At 67.0% G+C, this 4,558-nt stretch carries 8 protein-coding genes; 7 read left to right on the top strand and 1 reads right to left on the bottom strand.

Going from position 1 to position 4,558, the window contains the following annotated elements; all coding sequences use genetic code 11:
• The 7 genes from N177_RS00040 to N177_RS00010 all read left to right on the top strand — a co-directional run.
• A partial coding sequence (locus tag N177_RS00040; protein WP_040484840.1) for a DUF4055 domain-containing protein occupies positions 1–836 on the top strand: 836 nt, incomplete at its 5' end.
• A 1-nt stretch (position 837) separates the two neighbouring features.
• Entirely contained in the window at positions 838–1,314 is a 477-nt protein-coding gene (locus N177_RS00035; protein WP_023430165.1) for a hypothetical protein, read from the top strand.
• 175 nt (positions 1,315–1,489) lie between these two features.
• Complete coding sequence (locus tag N177_RS00030) at positions 1,490–1,837, top strand: hypothetical protein (protein WP_152527794.1); 348 nt, start codon at positions 1,490–1,492, stop codon at positions 1,835–1,837.
• 2 nt (positions 1,838–1,839) lie between these two features.
• On the top strand, positions 1,840–2,061 hold the full coding sequence (locus tag N177_RS00025; protein WP_023430163.1) for a hypothetical protein: 222 nt from the start codon (positions 1,840–1,842) through the stop codon (positions 2,059–2,061).
• Complete coding sequence (locus N177_RS00020; RefSeq protein WP_023430162.1) at positions 2,061–2,504, top strand: hypothetical protein; 444 nt, start codon at positions 2,061–2,063, stop codon at positions 2,502–2,504. Before N177_RS00025 ends, N177_RS00020 begins: the two co-directional genes overlap by 1 nt.
• Before the next feature lie 159 nt (positions 2,505–2,663).
• Positions 2,664–3,449 carry a terminase large subunit gene (locus N177_RS00015; RefSeq protein ID WP_040484838.1) on the top strand — a complete coding sequence of 262 codons (786 nt, stop codon included), beginning with the start codon at positions 2,664–2,666 and terminating at the stop codon, positions 3,447–3,449.
• Positions 3,436–4,152, top strand: coding sequence for a hypothetical protein (locus N177_RS00010; protein WP_023430160.1), 717 nt, complete (start codon positions 3,436–3,438; stop codon positions 4,150–4,152). Before N177_RS00015 ends, N177_RS00010 begins: the two co-directional genes overlap by 14 nt.
• Before the next feature lie 90 nt (positions 4,153–4,242).
• Here the strand turns inward: N177_RS00010 and N177_RS21510 are convergent.
• Positions 4,243–4,558: hypothetical protein (locus tag N177_RS21510; RefSeq protein WP_040484837.1), on the bottom strand; the 316-nt coding region annotated here is incomplete at its 5' end.

Genomic DNA, 4,558 nt, shown 5'->3' with positions numbered 1-4,558 from the left:
CCCTTGAGGACAGCATCTATCAGATTCGCCGCTTCGTCCGTCAGGGGCCGTCCGAGAAGCGCGTGGACATCGAAGAGGGCATCATCCCGCAGGTGAACGGCCGGGCGCTCGACTTCATCCCGTTCCTGATGGTCAGCCATCAGGGCATCCGGCCGTCCGACGTGCGCCCGCCGTTCTCGGGGCTGTGCCGGGTCGCACTGTCCCACTTCCGCAACTCCTGCGACCGCGAGCACGCCATCTTCCTGACCTCGGCCCCGACCCCGTGGGTGTCCGGGTCGCTGACCGAGGATCGCATCCCGCGTGCCATCGGCGCGGGGGCGCTGTGGGTGCTGCCCGAGGGCGCGCAGGTCGGGATGCTCGAGTTCACGGGCGCGGGCGTCTCCGCCATGAAAGAGCTGATGGAAGAGAAGATCGAGGTCATGGCGCAGCTCGGTGCACGGATGCTGACCACCACGGTCAACCGGAACGAGTCCATCGAGACGGCGACGCAGCGGACGCGGGGCGAGCTGTCGCTGCTGCATGGCACGGTGGTGTCGGTCGAGGCGGGCATCAACAAGCTGCTGCGGATCGCGGCGGAATGGGTAGGGGCGCCGCCCGCCGAGGCCCATGTCGAGATGAGCCGCGACTTCATCGAAGCGACCCTGAACGGCCGCCAGATCGAGGGCTTGGTCAAGCTCTGGCAGTCGGGCGGCATCAGCCACCGCACCCTCTACGAGAACCTGCAAGCTGGCGAGGTCGCCTCGCCCGACCGCACGTTCGAGCAAGAGCGCGAGATGATCGCCGACGAGGGCGGCGACATGGGTGCGACGATGCTGCGGCTGCCCATCGCATCGTGACATGGCCGAGCGCGAGCTGTTCGCGGCCATCATCGTGCGGGCCGTGCAAGACCTGCTGACCCCGACGATACCGGGCGAGTGGGACACGCGGCGGCACCGAGAGGATGCCTTCGACTTCCTGACGGCTACGGAAGGGCCGTGGGCGCGGCGGCGGGAAGAGTTCGCGGTCGCCGCCGGTCTCGATCCCGACTATCTCCGCGACAAGGTGCTGGCGATCATGGACGGTCGCGCGCCGCTCGATCACGTCGGCAACGCGGCCGGGCTGGCGGCCGCCCGTCAGATCGTCGCGGACAGGCGGGAAGCGGTCATGCGCATGGAACGTCACCGCGAACAGACGCTTGCGGAGAAGCGCCGCAGACAGGCGAAGCGCCGCGCGGAACAGGCACGGCGCGAGGCCCGCCTGCGCCAGCTTGCCACCGATCAGCGCCCCTCCACCCGTGACGAGGTCGTGGACATCCTCGCCAACTACCTCGGATAACCGTTTCGCCACCTCAATCTGAGGTTGAGCGCCCCCGCAGCGCTTCCGATCATGTCGACGCAGGCGGGGCCGCAACTCCAGGGTGACGAAGGAGGGGTCGGTGCTCACCTGCGCCGACCCTTTCGCATTCTGGAGATGCAACATGACGACCGCAGACGAACAGAACACCCGCCTGATGGAAGCCTTCATCGAGAAGGCGCTGCCGAAGCTGGTGGAGGCGCTGGCCCCACACGTCGAGGGCCAGATCGCGGGCCTCAAGGACAACGCGACCAAGCTGCTCGACGAGGTGAAGGACCATCGCCGCGCCTCGGCCGAGAAGGACGAGCTGCTCGACCAGATGCGGCAGGTGCTCGAAGCGGTCGGCAAGCCGTCCCCGACCATGCCGCAGACCTTCACGCCCCCGGCCGCGAAGAAGCCGATCCAGCTCACCCGCGAACAGGCCCGCGACCCGGCCATCTATCGCGCGGCGAAGGCGCAGGCCGAAAAGGCGGGCGTGCCGTTGCAGATCGTGCGGGAGGGCTGATCATGGACCTCGACACGATGGCCGATCAGGTCGCGGATCAGTTCGTCCGCGACAGCTACCGCCACCCGGAGAACCGCATCACGGAGCGCAAGGTCGCGCGCGGCGTCGTGCTCGACGCCTTCGGCGCCCATGAGCAGCGCTTCTTCGGGGAGTTTCTCGTCCAGTGGCCGTGGGCCATGCCAATTCTGCGGCGGTTCAAGCGCTGGGTGGAGTCCCTCTCCTGATGGCTGCGCTGCGGATGGACGTGATCAAGCGGGCGATCCCGCAGGAAAAGGGCGGCGGTCGGCCGAACGTCATCCGCAACCGCGCGGACTATGCCGAGATCGTATGCGACATTGTGCTGGGCCGCCGCTCGATGGTCCAGATCGCGCGGCGCATCGGCGTGTCCTACTGCACCATCCAGCGCTTCAAGGACGCCTTCTGCACCCCGGATGTCGCCCGTGTGGTCATGGCCGAGGCGCAGAGGGCGGAATCCGAAGAGGTGGACGAGAAGATCAACGCGGCCCAAGACGACATCCAGAAGGGGCTGCGCGAGGTCATCAAGGAGCAGAAAGACCTCTACCGGGAGATCAAGAACCGCCTCGGTGACGGGCGCGACGTGGAAGACCTCGCGCCCGCCCTCTCGCAACTTCTGCGCGATCAGGGCAGTCGTTCGAGCGGCTGCTGAAATCCTACACGGCACTGAAAGAGAAGACGACCATCGTCCTGTCCATCAACGAGTCGCCCGAGTGGGCGAAGCTGCAAGGCGTGCTGTTCGAGGTGTTCGAGGCCCACCCCGACGCCTTCGACACCTTCCGCCAGCTTGTGGAGGCGCGGAGGCTGCGGCTTGAGTGACCTCGCCCTCTATCTGCGGACGCTGGAAGAACGGGTGGACCCGACAGCCCTGTTTCGGCGTGTCGTGGGCGCACCCTGCGACCCGTGGCAGAGCGACATGCTGCGCTCGCGCTCTCCCTTCGCCATGGTCCTCGCGTCACGTCGCATCGGCAAGAGCCAGACCACCGGCGTGCTCGCGGCTCAGACGGTCGCTGCGCCCGAGCGGACGGTGTTGATCCTGTCGCCCACGCTGTCGCAGTCGCAACTGCTGTTCAAGAAGTGCTTGCAGGCGTGGCAGGCGATGGCGCTGCCGATCCAGAAGACCCGGCTCACGCAGCAGGTGATGGAGCTGGAAAACGGCTCGGCCGTCGTCTGCGTGCCCGCAGGGCAGGACGGCGAATCCGCGCGCGGCTGGGGCGTGAAGAACGGCGGCATCCTCGTCTACGAGGAAGGCGCCTTCATCCCGGACGCAGTATACGACGCCACGCTGCCCATCCGCGAGGACGGCGGCCGGATTCTGATGATCACCACGCCTGGTCGGAAGGGCGGCTTCGCCCATCGCCTCTGGGTCGAGAACGACGAGATCGAGAAGATCACGGCGCGGTCCACCGACATCCCGCGCATGGCCGAGAAGGTCGCCTTCGACCGCAAGTTCATGCCCCCCGTCCAGTTCGCCGTCGAGCACGAGCTTCGCTGGCTGGGTGGCGGCGGCACGCCCTTCTTCGCCCCCCGGACCATCGAGAGCGCCTTCACCGACACCCCGGAGCTCGAATTGGGAGACATCTATGCAACGCGCTGAACTGGTCCAGAAGGGCGACCGCCTGATCCTGCCCTGCGACGATCCGGCGGTGACGGTGGTGCCCGGCTACCGCCGCTTCCTGATCGGGCTGGACATCGCCCAGAGCCGCGACCGCAACGCCTATGCGATCATCCTCGACGAGCGCGTGCCGCGATGGACCCGCTACGCCCAGGAGCTCGCCCCGCGCCGTCGCGTCGTGGTGAAGGCGGATTTCATCCCGCTCATGGCCTACACGGAGCTTGCCGTCGTGGTGCGCAACCTGATGCAGGAGCGAGCGTTGGCTGACTGCGCCTATCTGGTGGTGGACGCCGGGGGGCCGGGGCGCGCATTCTGCGACCTGCTGAACGCAAAGAACGTGCAGCACACGCGGATGCAGATCGTCGGCGGCGACAACGAGAACGAAACCCGCGAGCGCGGGGTCACGTTCAACAACGTCTCGCGCAACCTGCTGCTCGGCAACCTCAACTCCGCGCTGCATGTCGGTGAGCTCAAGATCGGGTCGTTTGCCCGCCGCGCGGACCTGCAAGCCGAGCTCGAAGCCTTCGAGATGACGGTCTCGGCATCCGGCCGCCTGCGGATCGATGGCGACATGGCAGACGGCCACCTCGACATGGCCATGGCGACCGCGATGGCCCTCTGGCTGTCCGATCATCGGTCGGTCGGCGCGCATGTCGGGCAGGTGCCGCTGCGGGGCTACTGGTAGAGCGCCGCGGAGAGCCGAGGGAGCGCTGGGCGACTGCGGTCGGCGGGTGCGAGCGTGGGGCGCCGCCGCTGCTTGCCTTCGCTGACGTACTCACGGGCGCTTGGCAATTGTGTCCATAAAGGCAATCTCATTCTCGGCCATTCGCAGGCCGCGATAATACGCTGTCTTGAGCGTTTCCTCCTCTCCCCGGCCATTTAGGCGCTCATTGATGTATCTCTCAAAGCACCTTTGCAGCGATATCCGCCCCACCTGACGCCATGCCGTTACGGTCGAGAACACGTCCATAGGGTCATAGAACGCCTTCGTCGGCGTGGGCCTTCGTTCCTGCGGCAGCGGCGGGTCGCTGGCCAGACTCCGAAGGTAGCGCAACACCCACGCCGGGAACGCTCGGTTCTCGTCGATGCAG

The organism is Lutibaculum baratangense AMV1, assembly GCF_000496075.1.
In the GTDB taxonomy this organism is placed as follows: Bacteria; Pseudomonadota; Alphaproteobacteria; order Rhizobiales; family Tepidamorphaceae; genus Lutibaculum; species Lutibaculum baratangense.
The sequence above is the reverse complement of the archived record's forward strand: the minus strand, read 5'-3'. Positions and strand labels throughout refer to the sequence as shown.